At 61.1% G+C, this 21,112-nt stretch carries 20 protein-coding genes; 11 read left to right on the top strand and 9 right to left on the bottom strand.

Going from position 1 to position 21,112, the window contains the following annotated elements; translation table 11 throughout:
- The first annotated feature begins 4 nt into the window (after positions 1 to 4).
- Positions 5 to 2,197 carry a CBM35 domain-containing protein gene (locus IB144_RS05180; protein WP_004193697.1) on the top strand — a complete coding sequence of 731 codons (2,193 nt, stop codon included), beginning with the start codon at positions 5 to 7 and terminating at the stop codon, positions 2,195 to 2,197.
- Between the two features lie 50 nt (positions 2,198 to 2,247).
- Positions 2,248 to 3,648 (top strand): glycoside hydrolase family 1 protein, encoded by a 1,401-nt coding sequence (locus IB144_RS05185; RefSeq protein WP_002914970.1) that lies wholly within the window; start codon positions 2,248 to 2,250, stop codon positions 3,646 to 3,648.
- Between the two features lie 53 nt (positions 3,649 to 3,701).
- Here IB144_RS05185 and flhA read toward each other — a convergent pair whose 3' ends face one another.
- The 6 genes from flhA to hypA all read right to left on the bottom strand — a co-directional run bounded on the left by flhA (position 3,702) and on the right by hypA (position 9,622).
- Positions 3,702 to 5,774 carry a formate hydrogenlyase transcriptional activator FlhA gene (flhA, locus tag IB144_RS05190; protein ID WP_004185384.1) on the bottom strand — a complete coding sequence of 691 codons (2,073 nt, stop codon included), beginning with the start codon at positions 5,772 to 5,774 and terminating at the stop codon, positions 3,702 to 3,704.
- A 236-nt stretch (positions 5,775 to 6,010) separates the two neighbouring features.
- Positions 6,011 to 7,021, bottom strand: coding sequence for a hydrogenase expression/formation protein HypE (gene hypE / locus IB144_RS05195; protein ID WP_065888480.1), 1,011 nt, complete (start codon positions 7,019 to 7,021; stop codon positions 6,011 to 6,013).
- A complete protein-coding gene (gene hypD, locus IB144_RS05200) occupies positions 7,018 to 8,139 on the bottom strand; it encodes a hydrogenase formation protein HypD (protein ID WP_065888481.1) in 1,122 nt (373 codons plus the stop codon). The genes hypE and hypD overlap by 4 nt, the downstream gene beginning before the upstream one ends.
- Positions 8,139 to 8,411, bottom strand: a complete 273-nt coding sequence (locus IB144_RS05205) for a HypC/HybG/HupF family hydrogenase formation chaperone (RefSeq protein WP_002914934.1) — start codon at positions 8,409 to 8,411, stop codon at positions 8,139 to 8,141. The genes hypD and IB144_RS05205 overlap by 1 nt, the downstream gene beginning before the upstream one ends.
- On the bottom strand, positions 8,402 to 9,274 hold the full coding sequence (hypB, locus tag IB144_RS05210; protein ID WP_032412129.1) for a hydrogenase nickel incorporation protein HypB: 873 nt from the start codon (positions 9,272 to 9,274) through the stop codon (positions 8,402 to 8,404). The genes IB144_RS05205 and hypB overlap by 10 nt, the downstream gene beginning before the upstream one ends.
- A gap of 3 nt (positions 9,275 to 9,277) precedes the next feature.
- Positions 9,278 to 9,622, bottom strand: a complete 345-nt coding sequence (gene hypA, locus IB144_RS05215) for a hydrogenase maturation nickel metallochaperone HypA (protein ID WP_065888482.1) — start codon at positions 9,620 to 9,622, stop codon at positions 9,278 to 9,280.
- Positions 9,623 to 9,831: 209 nt separating this feature from the next.
- On the opposite strand from hypA, the gene hycA reads away from it, so the two are divergent.
- The 9 genes from hycA (at position 9,832) to hycI (ending at position 17,636) form a co-directional block, all read left to right on the top strand.
- Positions 9,832 to 10,281, top strand: a complete 450-nt coding sequence (hycA, locus tag IB144_RS05220; RefSeq protein ID WP_002914925.1) for a formate hydrogenlyase regulator HycA — start codon at positions 9,832 to 9,834, stop codon at positions 10,279 to 10,281.
- A gap of 82 nt (positions 10,282 to 10,363) precedes the next feature.
- On the top strand, positions 10,364 to 10,972 hold the full coding sequence (locus tag IB144_RS05225; RefSeq protein ID WP_004151047.1) for a 4Fe-4S dicluster domain-containing protein: 609 nt from the start codon (positions 10,364 to 10,366) through the stop codon (positions 10,970 to 10,972).
- On the top strand, positions 10,969 to 12,795 hold the full coding sequence (gene hycC / locus IB144_RS05230) for a formate hydrogenlyase subunit 3 (protein ID WP_004890213.1): 1,827 nt from the start codon (positions 10,969 to 10,971) through the stop codon (positions 12,793 to 12,795). The genes IB144_RS05225 and hycC overlap by 4 nt, the downstream gene beginning before the upstream one ends.
- A 2-nt stretch (positions 12,796 to 12,797) precedes the next feature.
- Positions 12,798 to 13,721: a respiratory chain complex I subunit 1 family protein gene (locus tag IB144_RS05235; RefSeq protein ID WP_004149485.1), complete on the top strand. Its 924-nt coding sequence runs from the start codon at positions 12,798 to 12,800 to the stop codon at positions 13,719 to 13,721.
- Positions 13,722 to 13,737: 16 nt separating this feature from the next.
- Positions 13,738 to 15,447: a formate hydrogenlyase subunit HycE gene (gene hycE / locus IB144_RS05240; protein WP_004151044.1), complete on the top strand. Its 1,710-nt coding sequence runs from the start codon at positions 13,738 to 13,740 to the stop codon at positions 15,445 to 15,447.
- A gap of 9 nt (positions 15,448 to 15,456) precedes the next feature.
- Positions 15,457 to 15,999: a formate hydrogenlyase complex iron-sulfur subunit gene (locus IB144_RS05245; RefSeq protein WP_002914893.1), complete on the top strand. Its 543-nt coding sequence runs from the start codon at positions 15,457 to 15,459 to the stop codon at positions 15,997 to 15,999.
- Entirely contained in the window at positions 15,999 to 16,766 is a 768-nt protein-coding gene (locus IB144_RS05250) for an NADH-quinone oxidoreductase subunit B family protein (RefSeq protein ID WP_002914891.1), read from the top strand. Before IB144_RS05245 ends, IB144_RS05250 begins: the two co-directional genes overlap by 1 nt.
- Positions 16,763 to 17,173 carry a formate hydrogenlyase maturation HycH family protein gene (locus tag IB144_RS05255; protein ID WP_002914887.1) on the top strand — a complete coding sequence of 137 codons (411 nt, stop codon included), beginning with the start codon at positions 16,763 to 16,765 and terminating at the stop codon, positions 17,171 to 17,173. The genes IB144_RS05250 and IB144_RS05255 overlap by 4 nt, the downstream gene beginning before the upstream one ends.
- Positions 17,166 to 17,636: a hydrogenase maturation peptidase HycI gene (hycI, locus tag IB144_RS05260; protein ID WP_004174683.1), complete on the top strand. Its 471-nt coding sequence runs from the start codon at positions 17,166 to 17,168 to the stop codon at positions 17,634 to 17,636. Before IB144_RS05255 ends, hycI begins: the two co-directional genes overlap by 8 nt.
- Here the strand turns inward: hycI and IB144_RS05265 are convergent.
- The 3 genes from IB144_RS05265 to ascF form a co-directional block, all read right to left on the bottom strand.
- Positions 17,633 to 17,941, bottom strand: a complete 309-nt coding sequence (locus IB144_RS05265) for a SymE family type I addiction module toxin (protein WP_002914883.1) — start codon at positions 17,939 to 17,941, stop codon at positions 17,633 to 17,635. The genes hycI and IB144_RS05265 overlap by 4 nt on opposite strands.
- Before the next feature lie 181 nt (positions 17,942 to 18,122).
- Complete coding sequence (locus IB144_RS05270; RefSeq protein WP_149358881.1) at positions 18,123 to 19,547, bottom strand: 6-phospho-beta-glucosidase; 1,425 nt, start codon at positions 19,545 to 19,547, stop codon at positions 18,123 to 18,125.
- 26 nt (positions 19,548 to 19,573) lie between these two features.
- Positions 19,574 to 21,016: a PTS cellobiose/arbutin/salicin transporter subunit IIBC gene (gene ascF, locus IB144_RS05275; RefSeq protein WP_002914879.1), complete on the bottom strand. Its 1,443-nt coding sequence runs from the start codon at positions 21,014 to 21,016 to the stop codon at positions 19,574 to 19,576.
- Positions 21,017 to 21,112: the final 96 nt, after the last annotated feature.

The raw sequence follows: 21,112 nt of genomic DNA on the forward strand, positions 1-21,112 counted from the left end.
AACGATGAAGCCGATGAAAAACCTGCTGCTGATGGGGCTGCTGTCCGCGCTGGGGGCCGGCGGGGCGCTGGCCGCCGAGCGCTCGCACTTTACGCACTTTATCACTCGCGACGGCGCCACCCTCAAGGACGGCGACAAGGTGTTTCGTTTCGCCGGGATCCACGCGCCGGAGCTACACCGCATTGAAGACGACGCCCGCGGCCCCTGCAGGGCAGATCCGCGCGGCTGGGGGCAATACTTTAAATGGCCAACGGCCCAGGAGCAGCAAAACTGGATCCAGGCGATGGTGCAAACCGGGGCGAAAGCCCAGCGCGTCTACGTGCTGTCGGTGCAGCAGGAATTTGATAAGGCCTGCGGGCGTGAGACCCATATTCTGGCGCCGGAAACGGCGGACGGCATGCCGCGGCTGAATGAGAAAGCCATGCGGGTGTATGACAACATGATTGCCGAAGCGGATAAACAGGGATTGCGTCTGATCCTGCCGTTTATCGACCACTGGTGGTGGTGGGGCGGGCGCGAGCAGCTTGCGGCGTTCTATCATGAAAAAGCGGAAGACTTTTATCGGACCGATAGCAAGACCTTCAAAGCCTATCTGGATGTGATCCGCCAGGTCATCACCCGGACAAATACCGTCACCGGCCGCGCCTATTATGATGAAAAGGCGATCATGGCCTGGGAAACCGGTAACGAGCTGGAGGATACCAACGCCGATTTCCTGCATCAGACCGCGGCGTGGATTAAAAAATGGGCCCCTCATCAGCTGGTGGTGGATGGTACCTATAAGAAAATCAATTCCTTTGCGCTGACCGACCCCAATGTGGATATCGTCAGCAATCACTATTACACCAATGCCGATAATAACCATCCCGGGCAGGTGACGCAGGATCTGCGCGCCATCGGCGGACAAAAAGTCTATCTCGTCGGCGAGTTTGGCCTGCTGCCGGCGGATCAACTGAACGCCATTATGCAGTCGATTGTTCACAGCGACGTCAACGGGGCGCAAGCCGCCGGCGGGCTTATCTGGGGCTTCCGCGGCCATCGTCACGACGGCGGCTTCTACTGGCATAAGGAGTCGACCGGGCACTATAGCTACCACCTGCCGGGGTTTGCCAAAGAAGGCGAAGCGAACCAGGAGCAGGCGGTGGTCGATCTGGTGCGCACCGCCGCGGCGCAGATGGCCGGGCAGCAGACGATGGCACCGCTGCCGAAGCCGGACGCGCCTTTGCTGCGCGAAACCACCTCGCCCTTCGCGATCAACTGGATGGGCGCTGCGGTAGGACGCAGCTACGATGTCGAACGCGCCGCCTCACCGACCGGGCCGTGGACGGTGGTGGGCCGGGATATCTCCGATGGCGTTAACGAATGGAATCCGGAAACCATGGTTCTGTTCCGCGACGATTATCGTCAGCTTCAGCTCGGGCACACGTATTACTACCGGGTGACGGCGAAAAACGAGAGTGGTCGTTCGGCCCCTTCCAATGTGATTAGCGTGCAGCATAGCGAGGAGAATCAGCCACCGGTTGTCACGCTGGAACCGGCCCTAACCACCACGCAGGACCAGGGCGTCGAGCTTACGGCCAGCTGGCAGGACGATGGCCTGCCGTCGCGAGAGGTTAAGGTGGGCTGGCAGCACGCCGGCGATGGCCAGGTGCATTTCTGCCATGCCGATCGGGCTCAAACCCGGGCCTGGTTTACGACGCCAGGCACCTATGCGCTGACGTTCACGGCGGACGATGGGCTGTTGAAAAGCAGCAAAACCGTGACCGTGACGGTGGGCGAGGCGGCGGGGAAAGCGCCAGCGGATTTCTGTCGTTATCACGGCGAAGTTTATGGCGTGGCTGAGGGGCGGCTGACGGTGATGAAGAGTGATAAAGACGCGCTGGCAGTTGGTGAGGACGGCTTCCTCGGCCCATTTGCCAACGAGGGGGATAAGGTCAGCTGGCAGGTGCAGGCGCCGTGGAGCGGTCAGTTCCTGCTCAATGTAACCTTCAACGGCAAATGGGGCGGTAAGCAGAACTCATTTGTCGTCAACGGGGGCGCTCCGCAGACCGTGGCCTTCCCGCAGACGGATGAGCAGGGCCAGCAGCTGCGGATACCGGTGACGCTTAAAGCCGGGAGCAATCAGATTGACTTCGGCCGCTTCGCCGGCGACTGGGGCTATATGTTCATTAAATCGATCGAAGTGGTCGCTGAGTAGTACGTTCAGGCTGCGCCAGACGGGCGCAGCCTTTTTTCGAAGGAGAGGTTATGCAGCAGTATCAGTTTCCGCAAGGGTTCCTGTGGGGGGCGGCGGCGTCCGGCCCGCAAACGGAAGGGGTCACCAATAAGCGCCATCGTTCCATCTGGGACAGCTGGTTTGCCGAACAGCCGGAGCGATTTTATCAGCAGGTAGGACCGCAAACCGTGTGTGATACTTATCATCAGTATCCGCAGGACGTGGCGCTGATGAAACAGACCGGCTTCAACTCATTTCGTACCTCGATACAGTGGTCACGACTGATCGCTGATTTGGAAACCGGCGCGCCGGACCCGGACGCGGTGCGTTTTTATCACGCCTATCTGGATGAGATGATCGCCAACGGCATTGAGCCGATGATCAATCTCTACCACTTTGATATGCCGGAAGCGCTGCAGAAACAGTACGGCGGCTTTGAATCGGCGCACGTAGCCGAGCTGTTTGCCCGCTTTGCCCGCACCGCCTTTAGCCTGTTTGGCCATAAGGTTAAATACTGGATAACCTTCAACGAGCCGATTGTGCCGGTTGAGGGAGGCTACCTGTACGACTTCCACTATCCGTGTAAGAAAGATGGTCGGCTGGCGGCGCAGGTGGCGTTTAACATTATGCTGGCGCACGCCAAAGCGGTAACGGCTTATCGTGAACTGGCGCTGGCGGGCGAGATCGGCGTGGTGCTCAACCTGACCCCGAGCTATACCCTCACCGACAGCGACGCGGATAAAAAAGCCGCCGGGTATGCCGACCTGTTTTTTAACCGCAGCTTCCTTGACCCGCTGGTAAAACATGAATTCCCCAAAGCGCTGTGCGAGATCCTTGCCGCCCACGACTGCCTGCCGACGACCAGCAAAGACGACGCGGCGTTGATCCTCAGCGCGGATATCGATTTTCTTGGGGTAAACTATTACGTGCCGCGGCGGGTAAAAGCGCGTGAGAGCGAATATGACCTCGATTATTTCACCCCGGAATACTATTTCGAAAACGCGGTGAACCCGCAGGGCCGCTTTAATCCTTATCGTGATAACAACGAGATCCTGCCGCAGGCGATCTATGACATTGCCGCCAATATTCGCGATAACTACGGCAATATTAAGTGGTATCTCGCGGAAATCGGCATCGCGATGGATCGACAATCAGAGGGCGAGCCCGGGGCGGACGGGGTGATAGACGATACTTTCCGCATCCAGCTGATGGAGGAGCATCTGGTGCAGCTGCATCGGGCGATAGCCGACGGCGCGAACTGCTTTGGCGTGCACCAGTGGACGTTTATCGACAACTGGTCGTGGATCAATGCCTTCAAACGGCGCTACGGCTTCTGGCGACTGGATCTGGAGACCGGCGAGCGACAGATAAAACGCAATGCGCTGTGGTTTGCCGAACTGGCGACCAGCAACGGTTTTACCAGCGATAAATAGCGCGCTGCGCCAGAGCTCCCTCTCACCGGCGCGGAAAGGGGGAGCGCGCGAGGTTACACCAGTTCGTCTTTATTAATACCCAGCCGCTTCATGCGTGACAGGAGCGTGGTGCGCTTGAGCCCCAGCCGCTGGGCGGCGCCTTTCGGCCCGGCCACCACGCCGTTGCTCTCCTTCAGCACCCGGACGATCAGCTGATATTCATCCTCACCTTCCTCAGGCAGGACCGCCGGCGTCCGCGGGGCTTCCACGATATCCCGCTCCGGCAGGGAGAGCTGCAGTACGTTGCCGCGGGTGAGCAATACCGCCCGTTCGATAACGTTTTCCAGCTCGCGCACGTTGCCCGGCCACTCCATACGCGTCAGAGTGCGCAGGGTTTCCGCCGGAATGCTGTCGATATTGCGCCCCATGCGGCGGGCGATTTTAAAGGTAAACGCCTTCACCAGCAGCGGAATATCGTCGGGACGTTCGCGCAGCGGCGGCAGGTGGATCGGGAACACGTTGAGCCGGTAGTAGAGATCGCTGCGGAATTCCCTGTCGATAACCATCTGCTTGAGATCGCGGTTGGTGGCGGCGATCAATCGAACGTCGGTCTGAATCAGCTTGTTGCTCCCCAGACGTTCGAACTCCTGCTCCTGGAGGACGCGCAGCAGTTTGGGCTGCAGTTCCAGCGGCATATCGCCCACTTCATCGAGGAACAGGGAGCTTTTGTCCGCCAGTTCGAAGCGGCCGATACGCTGGGCGCTGGCCCCGGTGAACGCGCCGCGTTCGTGGCCGAACAGATCGCTCTCCAGCAGCCCGGCGGGCATAGCCGCGCAGTTCATCTTCACCATCCGCCGACCGTTGCGTCCGCTGAGGTTGTGGATAGCGCGGGCGATAAGCTCTTTACCGGTGCCGGTTTCGCCGAGGATCAGCACGGTGCTGTCGCTCTGCGCCACCATCTCTACCTGCTTGAGCACATTGTTCATCGCCTCGCTGCGGCCGATAATCTCCCCGAATTCGCTCTCGACATTATTGAGCTGCTCGGTGAGGGCGAGGTTCTCATCCACCAGCCGCTCTTTCAGGCGCTGAATTTCGCGGTAGGCGAGGGCGTTATCGATAGCGATCGACACCCGCTCGGCGATCTGCCGCAGCAGCTTGAGATTGGTGGTGGTGAAGACCTGTTCGTCGCACTGCGCCAGCTTAAGCACCCCGAGCAGGGTATTGCCGGACATCAGCGGCAGCAGGCACAGGGTCTGGATCTTATTGCCCCACATCTCGAAGAGCATTTTCTCATACGGCGCGAGAGTGTCATGTTCGTGCAGATTAAGCAGCAGCATCTCTTTGCTTTTGAACACGCGCTCGGTGAGGGTGCCGGCTTCATCCACCTCGCTCTGGTCGTGAACCGGGTGGCTGGCGTCAAGATAATGCGTGGAATAGATGTTGAGCTTCCCCTTGCGGTCGCTGCGCAGCACCACGCTGATGGCGTCGATCCGGAAGTAGCGATGGATCTCTTTCGCCACCTCGCTGACCAGCTCGTCGATATCCAGTCGCGAGAGCACCGCGTTAGTGATCGCCACCAGGATGCGAAAATTGTCGCGCTCGTGGCACAGCAGATCGTAATCGACGTTATTGCTGACCCGGTTCTGAATCTGTTCGGTGACGACGGCGACGATCTGCGCGAAGGTATGCAGCCGCTGGAATTCTTTCTCGCTCCACGGCCGGTTGTCACGGCGGAGGAATTCGCAACCGCCAAAGATCCGCCCGTCCGCCGCCAGCGGCAGCAGCGAGTAGTAACCGAACGGACGATACAGTCCGCTGCGGATAAGCTGCGGCCAGGTGTCGGCAAAGGTTTCATGATCGCAATGCAGGGCATCCGGCCGGGAGAGTAAGCGACGCACCGGACCGTGGGCCAGGACGGTTTCATCCTCGTAGCTTACCGGATGGCCGGCCTCATCGCAGGCGTACCTGGCCGCGCGGTGATTACCCGCGTTCCACAGGATGATGGCCGCCTCATCGGCCAGCGCGGACTGTTGCACCAGACGGGTCAGGGTTTCGCTTAGCGCGGCCAGATCGGGCTGCTGTAATAAAAGCCGGGTGATATCGAACAGCCCCTGCTGGCCGAGATCGCTCATCGGTGTATACGACATTGCTTACGTCCAAAACGCGCCGACAACGCGGCGCATAAGAAAATGATGGTACAAATAATAGTATGTTAATAAAGCGGTTATTGCCGCTTTAACCCATCCATGGGCGCCCGCTGGTTTGGGCAAAATAATTACGCTGGCTTTTTCCCGGCTCGCGCTGCGCTTAGCCGGGCTACATGTGCGCGCAGTTTTGTAGCCCGGAAAAGGCGCCAGCCGCTATCCGGGACCCGACGCCGTCGTTAACAAATTCTCGGCAGCGGTTCGGCGTGGGGAAGATCGAGCGTCCGCTTCACGCCGTACAGCCCAACGGAACGTACGCCCGGGCGGGCGACCACTTCGCCGATTATCGCCGCTTCGCGTCCTAACGCGTGAGACCGCAAATGCGCCAGCACGTTTTCCGCCTCGTCGCGGGCGACGGCGAGCACCAGCTTGCCTTCATTGGCGAAGTTCAGGGCGTCCAGACCAAGCAGCTCGCAGACGCCGCGCACCGTGTCGTTGACCGGCAGCGTTGCCTCCTGCAGTTCGATGCCGCAGCCGCTGGCGGCGGCGAACTCATGGGCGACCGCGTTAACCCCGCCGCGGGTGGCGTCGCGCAGGGCTTTCACTCCGCTCAGCGGGCGCAGGGTCTGGATAAGCGGCGTCAGCACCGCGCAGTCGCTGGACAGCGCGCCGTCCAGCCCCATCTGCTCGCGCAGGTTAAGGATGGTGGCGCCATGATCCCCCAGCGTGCCGCTGACCAGCAGCACATCACCGGCGCTAATCTGCTGCGTCCCCCAGCGAACGTCCGCCGGGATGGCGCCGATGCCGGCGGTGTTAATAAACAGCTTATCCGCCGCGCCGCGCGGCACCACTTTAGTGTCGCCGGTGACGATGGCGATCCCTGCCGCCCGGGCGGTGTCGGCCATGCTGGCGACCACCGCTTCCAGGGTGGCCATCTCCAGCCCCTCTTCGAGAATAAAGCCGCAGGAAAGATAGCGCGGGATGGCGCCGCTGACCGCCACATCGTTGGCGGTACCGCAGACAGCAAGCTTGCCGATATTGCCGCCGGGAAAGAACAGCGGGTCAATCACGTAGCTGTCGGTGGAGAAGGCGAGGCGGTCCCCCTGGGCGACGAGCGCCGCCAGATCGAGGCGCGCCTGGTCCTCCTGCTCCGCCAGCCAGGGGTTGGAGAAGGCCTGCATAAACAGGTCGCCGATCAGCTGCTGCATTGCCTGTCCCCCGCTACCGTGGGCTAACTGGACGCTTTTCATACTTCATTTTCCTGACTGCGATATTGATACCAGGCGGCGCAGGCCCCTTCAGAGGAGACCATTAGCGCGCCAAAGGCGCTTTGCGGATTGCAGGTGCTGGCGAAGAGCGGGCACTGGTGCGGTTTACAGCGGCCGGTCAGCACCTCGCCGCAGCGGGCGCGCGGGTCGTCGCACACGCGCTGCGGCGCCGGGCGAAAATGCGCCTCGGCATCGAAGCGCTGATAGGCTGGCGTAAGCTGCACGCCGGAGTCGCTGATGACCCCCAGGCCGCGCCATTCGCTGTCGCCATCCAGGCGGAAGACGTCGGCCATCGCCGCCTGCGCCAGCGGGTTGCCCTCATCCGGCACCACGCGACGGTACTGATTTTCCACATCGCTGCGCTGCGCTATTGTCTGCTCAACCAGCATCACCGCGCCTTGCAGTAGATCAAGCGGTTCGAAACCGGCGACCACTAAAGGACGGTGATAGTCGCTGGCGATAAAGTCGTAGGCTTCGGTGCCGATCACCATACTGACGTGGCCCGGGGCGAGAAAGGCGTCGATACTGTTGTCCGGCTGGTCCAGCAGGCTGCGCAGGGTCGGCAGCAGGGTGATGTGCTGGCAGAAAAAGTAGAAGTTATCGACGTTGCGCTCTCGCGCCTGACGCAGGGTCAGGGCGGTAGCGGGCATGGTGGTTTCGAAACCAAGACCAAAAAAGACCACCTCGCGCTGCGGATTTTGCTGCGCCAGCCGCAGAGCGTCCATCGGCGAGTAAACGATGCGGACATCGGCGCCGCGGGCTTTCGCCTGCAGAAGCGAGCCGTTTTTACCCGGCACGCGCATGGCGTCGCCGAAGGTGCAGAAGATCACTCCCGGGCGGCTGGCAATCTCAATGCAGGCGTCGATGCGCCCCATCGGCAGGACGCACACCGGGCAGCCGGGACCATGAATAAATTCGATGTTCTCCGGCAACAGTTGGTCGAGCCCGAATTTAAAAATGGCATGGGTATGGCCGCCGCAGACCTCCATGATGCGCAGCGGTCGCGCGGCGGTGTGCGGCAGCAGACGAGCACGCTGCTGAAGATGGGCCACCAGCTGCATCACCTGTTCGGGGGCGCGGTATTCATCTACGTAACGCATTATCGCTCCTCGCCGTACAGCAGCGCGCCGACGTCCGGCTCCACGTCAAACATATTTTGCAGCGCCTCGAGGGTGTCGCGGGCTTCGGCTTCATTAATGACGCTCATGGCGAAGCCGACGTGCACCAGCACCCACTGGCCGAGCCGCGGCTGGCCCTGCTCATCAACGGCGCCGACCAGCGTCAGGTCGACGTCGCGCTGAATACCGCAAACTTCCACCTTCGCCAGCACGCCGTCGATGGCGCAAATTTGTCCCGGAATGCCTATGCACATCGCTGCGTCTCCAGCCAGGTGAGCCATTGCTCCATGCCTTCGCCGCTGGTGGCGGAGACAAGAATAATTTCAATATGCGGATTGACCTCGCGGGCGCAGGCCAGGCACCGCTCAACGTCGAAATTGAGATACGGCAGCAGGTCGACTTTGTTGAGCAGCATCAGGCTGGCGGCGGCGAACATATGCGGATACTTCAGCGGTTTGTCTTCGCCTTCGGTGACCGACAGCACCGCCACCTTATGGCGCTCGCCGAGATCAAAGCTGGCCGGGCAGACCAGGTTGCCGACGTTTTCGATAAACAGAATGCCGCGGTCAGCCAGCGGCAGGCGCGGGGCGGCGTCGGCGATCATCTGGGCGTCGAGATGGCAGCCTTTCCCGGTATTGACCTGAATCGCCGGGGTGCCGGTGGCGCGAATGCGGGCGGCGTCATTGACCGTTTGCTGATCGCCTTCAATCACCGCGCAGTCGGCGCGTCCTTTCATCCGGGTGAGGGTTTCGGTGAGCAGGGTGGTTTTGCCGGAGCCGGGGCTGGAAACCAGATTCAGCACCAGCTGCTGTTTTGCTGCGAAGCGTGCGCGGTTGCGTGCCGCCAGGCGGTTGTTTTTATCCAGCACGTCGATCTCCACTTCCAGCATCCGCCGCTGGCTCTGCCCCGGGGCGTGGGTACCCGCTTCGCCGTGGCCATAATGCAGGTCGCCCTCTGGCGTGCGGGTGGGGGCGAAGTGGTCGATTTTGACACCGGTGATGGTCATCGTCTGGCGTGGGGCGGGCGCGAAGGGGGCGCTGCGGAACGCGGAATGCGGGTTTCGTTCGTCTCCTTCAATATAGAGGTTGCCTTCGCCACAGCCGCATGTTGTACACATAATTTACTCCAATTCTAAACGCTGAATCTGTAAGCCATCATCCGCCACGATCTGCAGCTGGTCGTTATTGCAGTGCGGGCAGCGGCGAACGTGCTGCGAGACAAGATGGACGTACTGCTGACAGCGATCGCACCAGCATTCAGCCTGTTGTTCGGTGACATGCAGTTCGCACCCCTCCGCCAGCGTGCCGCGGCAGACCAGCTCAAAGCAGAAGGTCAGGGCGCTGGATTCCACGCAGGAAAATGCGCCGACCTTGAGCCACACGCCGGTAACCCGCCGCGCGCCGGCCTGCTGCGCCTGTTGTTCAATAATTTCCAGCGCCCGCTGGCTAAGGGTGATTTCGTGCATAGTCGCCTCCGTATCGCGATGCGCCTTCTATGCAATAACGATGCCAGAATGAAATCGTCGTGGCAGTCAATGTCGATGTCGACGCCCCGGGGCTGTCATCGACATGTCGTATCGGCAGAGGTCGATATAAAAACATAGTTAAATCAATTAAATAAAATCTGGCATGAAAAATGCTTAGAGGGTGCATCTCATGCTACGGAGAAACCGATATGACTATTTGGGAAATAAGTGAAAAGGCGGATTACATCGCCGACCGTCACCGGCAGCAGCAGGAGCAGTGGCACATCTACTGTAACTCGCTGGTTCAGGGGATCACCTTGTCGAAGGCCCGCCTGCATCACGCGATGAGCTGCGCGCCGGACAAAGAGCTGTGCTTCGTGCTGTTCGGCCATTTTCAGGTGTTCGTCGCCCTCGCGGAAGGCTTCAACAGCCACACCATCGAGTACTACGTCGAAAACAAAAACGGCGGTGATAAGTATCTGATTGCTCAGGCCACCCTCGCAATGGATGGCACGGTGGACGGCCGCATCAGCAACCGCTCCCGCGACCAGGTGCTGGAGCACTATCTGGCGATTATCGCCACCGTCTATGACCGTCTGTATGACGCCATGGAACAAGACCAACCGGTGGATTTAAGCCATCTGGCGCTGACCCACTGATCGTAAGGTGTCGACACGTGTCGAAAATGACACCTGCGCAACCTGATTTCGTCAAAAATGACTTTCACCCGAGGATGACCCGGTGAACCGTTTTGTAATTGCTGACTCCACTGTCTGTATCGGCTGCCGCACCTGCGAAGCCGCCTGCTCTGAGACGCATCGCCAGCACGGCCTGCAGGCTATGCCGCGGCTGCAGGTGATGCGTAATGAAAAAGAATCGGCACCGCAGATGTGCCACCACTGTGAAGATGCTCCCTGCGCCACCGTCTGCCCGGTTAACGCCATCCAGCGCGTCGATGGCGCGGTCCAGCTCAACGAGAGCCTGTGCGTAAGCTGCAAACTGTGCGGCATTGCCTGCCCGTTCGGCGCCATTGAATTTTCCGGCAGCCGCCCGCTGGATATCCCGGCGAATGCCAATACCCGGCTGGCGCCCCCCGCGCCGCCGGCGCCGGCGCGCGTCAGCTCGCTGCTCGACTGGGTACCGGGCGTGCGCGCTATTGCCGTGAAATGCGACCTCTGCCACTTCGATGACCAGGGCCCGGCCTGCGTGCGGACCTGTCCGACCAACGCGCTGATGCTGGTGGATAGCCGTGATATCGCCCAGGCCAGCAAGCGTAAACGCCAGCTGACCTTTAATACCGACCTTGGCGACTTGTCGCTGTTCCAGGCGCAACAGGGGGAGAGGGAATGAGTGTAATTGGATTAGTGAATCAGGCGGTGGCGTGGTATGCCGCCAGCGCCGTACTGGCCTTTCTGTTTGCCATGCGCAAACCGCTCAGCGGCGCCATTGCCGGGATCGGCGGCGCGGTGGCCAGCGCCATGCTGGTGGTCGCCGGCGGCGCCGCGCTGCTGATGCCGGAGCGGATCCACGGCGGCATGCTGCAGTTTCTCCACCTGACGATACGGGTAGGGGGCGTCAACGCGCTGTGGCTGCTGGCCATCGGCCTGTCGGCGCTGCCGGTGTCGCTGTTTAATATTAGCTGGCATCGCCACCCGCAGGTGAAGGCCAACGGCCCGCTGGTCAACCTGCTGCTGGCCGCCGCGACCTGCGCGGTGGTGGTGACCAATATCGGTTCACTGGTGGTGATGGCGGAGATCATGGCGCTCTGCGCGGCGTTTCTCACCGGCTGCGCCGCCTCCGGTAAGCTGTGGTTTGCCCTGGGGCGTCTCGGTACTTTGCTGATGGCCTGGACCTGCTGGCTGGTGTGGTCAACCTACGGCACCCTCGAGCTGGCGCAGATCAACCTTCAGGCGGTGGATATGATGCAGAACCCGCTGCTCTGGCTGCCGGGTCTGGTGGGGTTCGCCCTGCTGGCCGGGGCGATCCCGCTGCACGGCTGGGCGCCGCAGGCCCACGCCGGGGCCAGCGCGCCGGCCGCCGCGCTGTTTTCCACGGTGGTGATGAAGGTTGGTCTGTACGGCATGCTGACCGTTTCGCTGGCCGGCGGCGTGCCGCCGCTGTGGTGGGGCGTGATGCTGCTGGCGCTGGGGATGATCACCGCCTTTATCGGCGGACTGTATGCGCTGATGGAGCATAACATTCAGCGCCTGCTGGCCTATCACACCCTGGAGAATATCGGCATTATCCTGCTGGGGCTGGGCGCCTTCGTCACCGGCGTGGCGACCCGCAACAGCACGCTGATGGTGCTGGGCTTTATCGGCGGCATGTATCACCTGATTAACCACAGCCTGTTCAAAACCACGCTGTTCCTCGGTGCCGGAGCGGTGTGGTTCCGCACCGGCCATCGCGATATCGAGAAGCTGGGCGGCATCGGTAAAAAAATGCCGCTGATCTCCCTCGCCATGCTGGTGGGGCTGATGGCAATGGCGGCCCTGCCGCCGCTGAACGGCTTCGCCGGCGAATGGGTTATCTATCAATCCTTCTTCAAAATGAGCACTGGCGACCTGTTTATTGGCCGTCTGCTGGGGCCGCTACTGGCCGTTGGCCTGGCGATCACTGGCGCACTGGCGGTGATGTGTATGGCGAAAGTCTATGGCGTGACCTTCCTCGGCGCGCCGCGGACGAAAGAGGCGGAAAACGCCACCTGCGCCCCCTGGCTGATGACCCTGAGCGTGGTGCTGGCGGCGGTCTTCTGCCTCGTTGGCGGCATCGCCGCGCCGTGGCTGCTGCCGCTGGTGAGCGGCGCCTTCCCGGTGCAGGCTCAGGTATCGAGCGTGGTGTCGCAGCCGATGATCGCGCTGCTGCTTATTGCCTGCCCGCTGCTGCCGTTCCTGCTGATGATCTTCTTTAAAGGCGATCGCCTGGCGGCGCGCTCGCGCGGCGCGGCGTGGGTCTGCGGTTACGACCACGAGCAGTCGATGGTGGTAACGGCCCACGGCTTTGCCATGCCGGTGAAAGAGGCCTTTGCGCCGCTGCTGAAGCTGCGTCACTGGCTGAATCCGGTGCGTCTGGTGCCGGGCTGGCAATCGGCCTCGGCGCCGGCGCTGCTGCGCGGGATCGCGCTGGTTGAGCTGGCGGTGCTGGTGGTGATTGTCATTTCGCGAGGAGCCTGAGAATGAGTCTGTTAATTGCATTGCTACAGGCGCTGGTGCTGTTTGCCGTCGCGCCGCTGTTGTCCGGGATCGTTCGCGTCGCCCGCGCGCGGCTGCATAACCGCCGTGGACCGGGGGTACTGCAGGAGTATCGCGATATCCTGAAACTGCTGGGCCGCCAGAGCGTCGGTCCTGACGCCTCGGGCTGGGTGTTTCGCCTGACGCCGTACGTCATGGTGGGCGTGATGCTGACCATCGCCACCGCGCTGCCGGTGGTGACGGTAGACTCCCCGCTGCCGGTGCTGGGGGATCTCATCACCCTGATCTACCTGTTCGCCATCGCCCGTTTCTTCTTTGCCATTTCCGGTCTGGACACCGGCAGCCCGTTTACCGCGCTGGGCAGCAGTCGCGAAGCGATGCTCGGCGTGCTGGTGGAGCCGATCCTGCTGTTGGGCCTGTGGGTGGCGGCGCAGGTCGCCGGCTCGACCCATATCAGCGCCATCACCGATACCCTTTACCACTGGCCGGCGGCGCGCAGCATTCCACTGATTCTGGCGTTATGCGCCTGCGCCTTCGCCACCTTTATCGAGATGGGCAAACTGCCGTTCGATCTGGCGGAAGCGGAGCAGGAGCTGCAGGAAGGGCCGCTGTCGGAATACAGCGGTAGCGGCTTTGGCATCCTGAAGTGGGGCATCAGCCTCAAACAGCTGGTGGTGCTGCAGATGTTTGTCGGGGTCTTCTTTCCGTGGGGCCAGATGACCAGCTTCAGCGTCGGCGGCCTGCTGCTGGCGCTGGTGGTCGCCATCGTTAAGCTGGTGGTTGGGGTGCTAATTATCGCGCTGTTTGAAAACAGCATGGCGCGTCTGCGTTTTTGTGCCACCTCCCGCGTCACCTGGGCCGGGTTTGGTTTCGCCTTTTTAGCTTTCGTCTCCTTGCTGGTGGCGTGATTAAGAGAGTTTGAGCATGTCTGAAGAAAAAATCGGTCAACACTACCTTGCGGCGCTGCACCAGGCCTTTCCCGGCGTGGTGCTGGACGAAGCCTGGCAGACCAAAGACCAGTTAACCATCACCGTGAAGGTCAACTACCTGCCGGAAGTGGTGGAGTTTCTCTACTACCAGCAGGGCGGCTGGCTGTCGGTGCTGTTCGGCAACGATGAACGTAAGCTCAACGGCCACTACGCGGTCTATTACGTGCTGTCGATGGAGCAGGGCACCAAATGCTGGATCACCGTGCGCGTGGAAGTGGACGCCAACAAACCGGAATACCCGTCGGTGACGCCGCGCGTCCCGGCGGCGGTATGGGGCGAGCGCGAAGTGCGTGATATGTACGGCCTGGTGCCGGTCGGCCTGCCGGACGAACGCCGGCTGGTGCTGCCGGACGACTGGCCGGACGAACTCTATCCGCTGCGCAAAGACAGCATGGATTATCGCCAGCGTCCGGCGCCGACCACCGACGCCGAAACCTACGAGTTTATTAACGAGCTCGGCAGCAAGAAAAACAACGTGGTGCCGATTGGCCCGCTGCACGTCACCTCTGATGAACCTGGCCACTTCCGCCTGTTCGTTGACGGCGAGAACATTATCGACGCCGACTACCGCCTGTTCTACGTCCATCGCGGGATGGAAAAGCTGGCGGAAACCCGCATGGGTTATAACGAAGTGACCTTCCTGTCGGACCGGGTGTGCGGCATCTGCGGCTTCGCCCACAGCACCGCTTACACCACCTCGGTGGAGAACGCGATGGGCATCGTGGTGCCGGAGCGGGCGCAGATGATCCGCGCCATTCTGCTGGAGGTGGAACGCCTGCACTCGCACCTGCTGAACCTCGGTCTGGCCTGCCACTTTACCGGCTTTGACTCCGGCTTTATGCAGTTCTTCCGCGTGCGCGAAACCTCGATGAAGATGGCAGAGATCCTTACCGGCGCGCGTAAAACCTACGGCCTGAACCTGATCGGCGGGATCCGCCGCGACCTGCTGAAAGAGGACATGATCCAGACCCGTCAGCTGGCGCAGCAGATGCGTCGCGACGTGCAGGAGCTGGTGGATATGCTGCTCAGCACGCCGAATATGGAACAGCGTACCGTCGGTATTGGCCGTCTGGACCCGGAAATCGCCCGCGACTTCAGCAACGTCGGCCCGATGGTGCGCGCCAGCGGCCACGCCCGCGACACCCGCGCCGACCACCCGTTTGTCGGTTACGGCCTGCTGCCGATGGAAGTTCACAGCGAACAGGGCTGCGACGTGATATCTCGCCTCAAGGTGCGGATCAACGAGGTTTACACCGCGCTGAATATGATTGATTTCGGTCTCGATAACCTGCCGGGCGGCCCGCTGATGGTGGAGGGGTTCACCTATATTCCGCACCGCTTCGCGCTGGGCTTCTCCGAGGCGCCGCGCGGCGACGATATCCACTGGAGCATGACCGGCGACAACCAGAAACTGTATCGCTGGCGCTGCCGGGCGGCGACTTACGCCAACTGGCCGACCCTGCGCTATATGCTGCGCGGCAACACCGTTTCCGATGCGCCGCTGATCATCGGCAGCCTCGACCCGTGCTACTCCTGTACTGACCGCATGACCGTGGTCGATGTACGCAAGAAGAAGAGCAAAGTGGTGCCATACAAAGAGCTGGAGCGCTACAGCATCGAGCGTAAAAACTCGCCGCTGAAATAAGGAATCGCCATGTTTACCTTTATTAAAAAAGTTATTAAGACCGGCACCGCGACGCACGCCTACCCGCTGGAGCCGATGCCGGTGGACAAAAACTTTCGCGGCAAGCCGGAGCATACGCCACAGCAGTGTATCGGCTGCGCGGCCTGCGTGAACGCCTGCCCGTCGAACGCCCTGACGGTCGAGATCGATCTGGCCACTAACCAGCTGGCGTGGCAGTTCAATCTCGGGCGCTGCATCTTCTGCGGTCGCTGTGAAGAGGTCTGCCCGACGGCGGCGATTAAGCTGTCGCCGGAGTATGAGCTGGCGGTGTGGAAGAAAGAGGATTTCCTCCAGCAGTCGCGCTTCGCTATCTGCCACTGCCGGGAGTGCCAGCGTCCGTTCGCGGTGCAGAAGGAGATCGACTACGCCATCGCGCTGCTCAAGCATAACGGCGATACCCGCGCCGAGCTGCACCGCGAAAGCTTCGAAACCTGCCCGGAATGCAAGCGCCAGAAATGCCTGGTGCCGTCCGATCGTATTGAACTGACCCGCCACATGAGGGAGGCCAGCTGATGAGTACTTTACTTGGCCCACGCGATGAAAACGGCATTCCCGTGCCGATGACGGTGGATGAATCCATCGCCAGCATGAAGGCCTCGCTACTGAAGAAGATTAAACGTTCGGCCTACGTCTACCGCGTCGACTGTGGCGGCTGCAACGGCTGCGAAATCGAAATTTTCGCCACCCTTTCGCCGCTGTTCGACGCTGAACGCTTCGGGATTAAGGTGGTGCCTTCGCCGCGCCATGCCGATATTCTGTTGTTTACCGGGGCAGTGACTCGCGCGATGCGCTCCCCGGCGCTGCGCGCCTGGCAGTCGGCGCCGGATCCGAAGATCTGTATCTCCTACGGCGCCTGCGGCAACAGCGGCGGCATCTTCCACGACCTGTACTGCGTCTGGGGCGGTACCGATAAAATCGTACCGGTCGACGTCTATATTCCGGGCTGCCCACCGACGCCAGCCGCCACGCTGTACGGCTTCGCCATGGCGCTTGGCCTGCTGGAGCAGAAAATTCATGCCCGTCTGCCGGGTGAGCTCGACGAACAGCCGACCGAGCTGCTGCATGCCGATATGGTGCAGCCTCTGCGGGTGCGCATCGATCGCGAAGCGCGGCGTCTGGCGGGCTACCGCTATGGACGGCAGATTGCCGATGACTATATGCGTCTGCTTGGCCAGGGCGACAGCCAGGTGCTGCGCTGGCTGGAGGCGGAGAAAGATCCGCGTCTGACCGAGATCGTCACCCATCTCAACCAGGTGGTCGAGGGGGCGCGTATCCGATGAGCGAGACGGTGGTGTTCAGTCAGCTGAGCCGTAAATTTATTGATGAGAACGACGCCACGCCGGATCAGGCGCAGCAGGTGGTCTATTACAGCCTGGCGATTGGCCACCACCTCGGCGTCATCGACTGTCTGGAGGCGGCGCTGAGCTGCCCGTGGGACGCGTATCTGGCATGGATCGCCACCCTTGAGGCCGGAAGCGCCGCGCGGCGCAAAATGGAGGGCGTGCCGAAGTATGGCGAAATCGTCATCGACAGCAGTCATGTGGCGATGCTGGCCAACGCCTTTGATAAAGCGCAGTCCGCGCAGACCCCGCAGCAGCAGGCGTGGAGCAAAACCCTGCTCAGCATGCTGCATGATATTCACCAGGAGAGCGCCATCTACCTGATGGTGAGGAGATTACGTGACTGACGTTTTACTCTGTGTCGGCAACAGCATGATGGGCGACGACGGCGCCGGCCCGCTGCTGGCGGAGATGTGCGCGGCGAACCCGGCCGGCCAGTGGGTGGTCATCGACGGCGGCAGCGCGCCGGAAAACGACATCGTGGCGATCCGCGAATTACGCCCCGAACGCCTGCTGATTGTCGATGCCACCGATATGGGCCTAAACCCCGGCGACATTCGCATCATCGATCCCGACGACATCGCCGAGATGTTTATGATGACCACCCATAACATGCCGCTCAACTATCTGGTCGATCAGCTGAAAGAAGACGTCGGCGAGGTGATTTTCCTCGGCATTCAGCCGGATATCGTCGGTTTTTATTATCCGATGACCCAGCCGGTGAAAGAGGCCGTTGCCCGGGTGTATCAGCAGCTGGCAGGCTGGCAGGGCAAGGGCGGCTTTACTCAGCTGGAGGCCGCGGACGACTAGCCCTGCGGCGAACCGGGCTCTCCGCCGGCGCACGACTGGCCGGAAGGGAGCCCCGTTCCCGGCGCTGCCAGCTCAAGATTCTCTATCACTAATTTACCGGGCGACACCGAGACTCTGACCTGCGTGCCGACCGGAAACCCCGCCTGCTCCAGCCAGTCGCCGTTTAAGCTTAATGCCGCGTGGCGGGTGTAGCGCCGCGTCTCCCGCGTTTTGCGGTCCTCATGGCGTTTTCTGACATATCCCACGGTTAACTGGCGAATGGCCCTGGCTATCCCTCTGGCTGCGGTAGGGTGCTGTGCGCTCATGATGTGCTCCTTGCTGAAGATACCCCTGTAAAAGTACTGGATAAAATACCAGTTATTGTAAACCGGTGGCAAACCAGAAACTGGAATCAGGCTCGAGAAAAAAGCATGTAATGGATGCAACAGATAGCCGACGTCCGTCCCCCGGTTATCGCGGGGAACGGGCGCGGGTGGGCGAGGGTGCTTAGTCGAGATCGGCGCCGTTACTGGCTATCACCTTCTGGTACCAGAAGAATGACTTTTTACGCTTACGCGCCAGGGTGCCGTTGCCGGCATCGTCGCGATCGACATAGACAAAGCCGTAGCGCTTGCTCATCTCGCCGGTGGACGCCGAGACCAGATCGATGCAGCCCCAGCTGGTGTAACCCATCACCGGAATGCCGTCGCCGATAGCATCGCGCATCGCCCTGATGTGCTCGCGCAGGTAGCTGATGCGATAGTCGTCATTGATGTCCCCATTGGCATCGATCTCATCGCGGGCGCCAAGCCCGTTTTCCACCAGGAACAGCGGTTTCTGATAGCGGTCGTACATCATGTTCATGGTGATGCGCAGGCCCAGCGGGTCGATGCCCCAGCCCCATTCGCTGGCCGGAATGTGCGGGTTCTTCAGCGACTTGACGATGTTGGCGGCATTGGTGTTGCTGGCGTTCATCTCCGCCGAGGCGCAGCGCGACGCGTAGTAGCTAAAGGAGACGAAATCGACGGTGTTTTTTAGGATCTCGTCATCGCCCGGCTGTTTCGCAATCGTGACCCCTTTTACCCGGAACACCCGCGCGGCCCACACCGGATAGGCGCCGCGGGCCTGGACATCGATAAAGAACAGGTTTTCGCGGTCCTTCTCCAGCGCCATCCATACATCTTCCGGCTTGCAGGAGTAAGGGTAGAAATTACCGCCGGCCAGCATACAGCCGACCTGATTTTGCGGGTTAATCTCATGGGCGATTTTCGTCGCCAGCGCGCTGGCCACCAGCTCGTGATGCGCGGCCTGATACTTCACCTGCTCCTGGTTTTCACCCTCTTCAAACACCAGACCGGCGCCGGAGTAGGGGCTGTGCAGCATGATGTTGATTTCATTGAAGGTGAGCCAGTATTTCACCAGGCCGTCAAAAGCTTCAAAGCAGGTGCGGGCGTAGTGGCTGAAAAAATCCACCATTTTGCGGTTGCGCCAGGAGCCGTACTCCATCACCAGATGCATCGGCACGTCAAAATGGCACAGGGTGACCAGCGGCTCGATACCGTGCTTTTTGCACTCCTCGAACAGTGAGCGATAGAAGGCGATGCCCTGCGGATTCGGCTGCTGTTCGTCGCCGCGTGGGAACAGGCGGCTCCAGGCGATGGAGGTGCGAAAGACGCTGAACCCCATCTCGGCCATCAGGGCGATATCTTCTTTATAGCGATGGTAAAAATCGATCGCCTGGTGGCTGGGGTAAAATTCGTCTTCACGCAGCGTAAAGCGCTTCTCCAGGCCTAATTTTACCGGCAGGCGATGGGCGCCGTGGGGAAGGGTATCCACGGTGGTCAGCCCCTTACCGCCTTCAAGATAAGCGCCTTCAGACTGGTTGGCGGCCAGTGCGCCGCCCCATAAAAATCCCTGTGGGAAACTCGCCATGCATTACCTCATTATCAATAGTGTATTCAGGCGTGGGATGCCTGGGCCCGGGCCTGGCGCGCTCTGGCGTCGGCAGCGGCCTGCTCAACGGGAATGTCCTCAAAGCCAAGGATCAGCGTCAGGGCAAACGACAGCACCACCGACAGCGCCATCACGCCAAACACCCAGACGATGGTCATTGGATTGGCCGGATCGAAAAACTGCACGCTGGTAAACAGCCCCGGCGCCGCCATCGAATGGCTGGCCAGTCCGGCAATGCCTGCCACCGCGCCGCAGATAAAGCCGCTGATTAAGCTGGCGATCAGCGGGCGCTTCAGGCGCACCGCCACGCCGTACAGCGCCGGTTCGGAAATCCCGGCCAGAATCGCCGATGCCGCGGCGGCCAGCGCCGTCTGGCGCAGCTCCGGGTTTTTGGTTTTCCACGCCACCGCCAGCGAAGAGCCGCCGAGCGACAGGTTGGCGCCGATCTCCGATGGCATCACCATACCCTCTTTGCCGGTTTCGGCGATGGTCTGAATGATGGTCGGCGTAAAGACGCGGTGCATACCGGTCATCACCAACAGCGGCCACAGCCCGCCCATGATCGCCACCGACAGCCAGCCCAGATAGCTGTGGATCGTATACACCAGCGCGGAAATGGCGCTGCCGATCCAGATGCCCAGCGGGCCAATCAGCAGGATCGCCAGCGGGGCGGCGATTAGCACGATCAGCATCGGCTTCAGAAAGTTTTTCGTCACCGCCGGGGTAATGCGATCCACCCAGCGCTCGATATACGACAGGCACCAGGTCATCACCAGCGCCGGGATCACCGTGTAGGTGTATTTCACCGCGGTAACCGGAATAAAGGCGAATTCAACGTGTTCTCCCTGGGCGGCTTTGGCCATCAATTCGATAAACCCAGGATGCACCAGCACCCCGGCGATGGCGATAGCCAGCGACATATTAGTTTTGAATTTCACCGCCGCGGAGGCGGCCACCATCAGCGGCAGGAAGAAAAATGCGCCGTCGCCGATAAGCGCCAGCAGGGTCAGCGTCGGCGAGCCTTTCGGCAACGCGCCGCTCATCTCGAGGATCATCGCCAGCAGCTTGACCATCGATCCGCCGATAATCGCCGGGATCAGCGGTGACATGGTGCCGATCAGCGCGTCGAGGATCCCGGCGCCGATGCGTTTCAGGGTCAGCGGCGCTTTGCCCTGCGGCTCAGCCGGGCGCAGGTCGCCAGGCAGCAGATTCACCACCTCGCGGTAGGCCTGGGAGACAGTGTTGCCGATGATCACCTGGCACTGGTTATCGCTGCGCACGACGCCGAGCACCCCGGCCAGGCCTTTCAGGGTAGAGCTATCGACCTGTTCGTCGTCTTTAACCACGAAGCGCAGACGGGTCATGCAGTGGGTAACGGCGGCGACGTTGTCGACCCCGCCGATTGCCGCGACTATCTGTTGCGCCAGGGCTGCATAATTTTTCGACATCGGATTTTATCCTGTTTATCAATAGGGTACTGATCTGCCACCGCCCCGCATCGCCGGGCGATACCATGTTTTTATAGGAAACCGGTTCCACAAAAT

The sequence above is a fragment of the Klebsiella sp. K4 genome (assembly GCF_014596785.2).
Classification (GTDB): Bacteria; Pseudomonadota; Gammaproteobacteria; order Enterobacterales; family Enterobacteriaceae; genus Klebsiella; species Klebsiella pneumoniae.

Bases quoted from the DNA above. Each gene is read 5' to 3' on its own strand.
- IB144_RS05235 (WP_004149485.1), top strand. From the start codon at position 12,798: ATGAGTCTGTTAATTGCATTGCTACAGGCGCTGGTGCTGTTTGCCGTC.
- IB144_RS05265 (WP_002914883.1), bottom strand. From the start codon at position 17,941: ATGAGCGCACAGCACCCTACCGCAGCCAGAGGGATAGCCAGGGCCATT.
- hycA (WP_002914925.1), top strand. From the start codon at position 9,832: ATGACTATTTGGGAAATAAGTGAAAAGGCGGATTACATCGCCGACCGT.
- hycE (WP_004151044.1), top strand. From the start codon at position 13,738: ATGTCTGAAGAAAAAATCGGTCAACACTACCTTGCGGCGCTGCACCAG.
- IB144_RS05245 (WP_002914893.1), top strand. From the start codon at position 15,457: ATGTTTACCTTTATTAAAAAAGTTATTAAGACCGGCACCGCGACGCAC.
- IB144_RS05270 (WP_149358881.1), bottom strand. From the start codon at position 19,547: ATGGCGAGTTTCCCACAGGGATTTTTATGGGGCGGCGCACTGGCCGCC.
- ascF (WP_002914879.1), bottom strand. From the start codon at position 21,016: ATGTCGAAAAATTATGCAGCCCTGGCGCAACAGATAGTCGCGGCAATC.
- hypA (WP_065888482.1), bottom strand. From the start codon at position 9,622: ATGCACGAAATCACCCTTAGCCAGCGGGCGCTGGAAATTATTGAACAA.
- hycC (WP_004890213.1), top strand. From the start codon at position 10,969: ATGAGTGTAATTGGATTAGTGAATCAGGCGGTGGCGTGGTATGCCGCC.
- IB144_RS05255 (WP_002914887.1), top strand. From the start codon at position 16,763: ATGAGCGAGACGGTGGTGTTCAGTCAGCTGAGCCGTAAATTTATTGAT.
- flhA (WP_004185384.1), bottom strand. From the start codon at position 5,774: ATGTCGTATACACCGATGAGCGATCTCGGCCAGCAGGGGCTGTTCGAT.
- IB144_RS05180 (WP_004193697.1), top strand. From the start codon at position 5: ATGAAGCCGATGAAAAACCTGCTGCTGATGGGGCTGCTGTCCGCGCTG.
- IB144_RS05250 (WP_002914891.1), top strand. From the start codon at position 15,999: ATGAGTACTTTACTTGGCCCACGCGATGAAAACGGCATTCCCGTGCCG.
- hypB (WP_032412129.1), bottom strand. From the start codon at position 9,274: ATGTGTACAACATGCGGCTGTGGCGAAGGCAACCTCTATATTGAAGGA.
- hypD (WP_065888481.1), bottom strand. From the start codon at position 8,139: ATGCGTTACGTAGATGAATACCGCGCCCCCGAACAGGTGATGCAGCTG.
- hypE (WP_065888480.1), bottom strand. From the start codon at position 7,021: ATGAAAAGCGTCCAGTTAGCCCACGGTAGCGGGGGACAGGCAATGCAG.
- IB144_RS05185 (WP_002914970.1), top strand. From the start codon at position 2,248: ATGCAGCAGTATCAGTTTCCGCAAGGGTTCCTGTGGGGGGCGGCGGCG.
- IB144_RS05205 (WP_002914934.1), bottom strand. From the start codon at position 8,411: ATGTGCATAGGCATTCCGGGACAAATTTGCGCCATCGACGGCGTGCTG.